A 1,302-nucleotide genomic window follows, 5' to 3' on the forward strand; every position below is an offset into this window, starting at 1 on the left:
GTCTCGTCCTGAAATACGGCTACAGGTTAAAATTGGTTTTTATACTTGATTTATGTGTAGCGAATTAGGTGTTTGATATCCTAAAGATAAATGTAATCTTATTTCATTGTATAATTTAATGGCATTTTTTGCCGCTCTTTTAGCGTGCGCCAAGTTAGTAAAGGTCTGATCAAGGTAGAACTCATCTTTGAGAATTCCGTTAACCCGCTCTGCCATTGCATTCTCATAGCAATGATTTTCCTGGGTCATACTAATTTTTATTTTATTTTTCATTAGGATCTGAGTGTATGTATTACTACAGTATTGAATTCCTCTATCGGAATGATGAATAAGACCTTTAAGATTATGGGCCTGATATATCGCTTTATTTAGTGCCCGCACACATCCTTTGAGTTCAAGACTGTTGCTAATATCATAGCCAACGATCTTTCTGGAGTACATGTCTGTGATCAGGGCCAGATAACAAAAGCCTTTTACAGTTCTGATATAGGTAATATCACTTACCCATACTTGGTTGGGCCTGCTAACTTTGAGGTCTTTGATGATATTTTGGTGCTTATAGAACCGGTGTATAGAGTTGGTTGTTTTAGCGGAGTATTTTTTTCTAAGGGTGAGCATGTTGTGTTTTCTAAGGATTTTGAATAAGGTGTCTCGGCCTATTTTAAGCTGTGCTTTTTTAAAATCGTTGTCCAGGGATCTCATGAGTTTTCTAACGCCTTCTCTTGGAAGGGATCTGCGCCTTTGCTTGACGATACTAACGACCTGTCGTTCTACTTCCAGGCGCCTGTCCTCTCTTCGTTTATACTTGTAATAGGCATCTCGTTTGAGGTCGAAACACTTGCAAATAGTGGTCAAAGAAGCAAATCTCTTAGCTTTATCTTTAGCCTTTATCAGGGCTTGATATTTAGTTTTTTTTTTAGTTCCACCACCGATTTGTAGCCCAGTTTTTCTGCAGCTACTTCCAGATAGGATTCTTCAACCAAAGCATCCATATCTTTTTTAAGCAGTAACTTTTTGAGCTGTTCAATCTCTTTCTGAAGTTGCTTGATGCGTGTAATTTCATCTTTTGTGTTCACAGTCACCCTGGTATTCATAAGGTCTTTCCGGTGGTATTTTTTAATCCATTCATTGATAGTTGAAGGAGCAATACCGTAGAGTTTCCCCAGTTGATATTTATTTAATTTCCCTGTGGTAAGTTCGTCTAAAATTTTCAATTTGAAAGATTCTGAATACCGTCTGATTACTTTGTCATTTTTGTACATAACTATTTAAAATTATGTAGCCTTTATTCAGGACGGGTCA

General features: G+C 37.1%; 2 protein-coding genes. Both read right to left on the bottom strand.

Annotated elements, in window-relative coordinates:
- Positions 1–39 precede the first annotated feature (39 nt).
- Positions 40–855: an IS3 family transposase gene (locus RM553_RS19380; RefSeq protein WP_311536617.1), complete on the bottom strand. Its 816-nt coding sequence runs from the start codon at positions 853–855 to the stop codon at positions 40–42.
- Positions 856–890: 35 nt separating this feature from the next.
- Positions 891–1,262, bottom strand: a complete 372-nt coding sequence (locus tag RM553_RS19385; protein ID WP_311536618.1) for a transposase — start codon at positions 1,260–1,262, stop codon at positions 891–893.
- Between the last annotated feature and the right edge of the window lie 40 nt (positions 1,263–1,302).

The organism is Autumnicola tepida (assembly GCF_031846485.1).
In the GTDB taxonomy this organism is placed as follows: Bacteria; Bacteroidota; Bacteroidia; order Flavobacteriales; family Flavobacteriaceae; genus Autumnicola; species Autumnicola tepida.

Excerpts from the sequence above, each read along its gene's own strand:
- RM553_RS19385 (WP_311536618.1), bottom strand. The coding sequence starts at position 1,262 with ATGTACAAAAATGACAAAGTAATCAGACGGTATTCAGAATCTTTCAAA.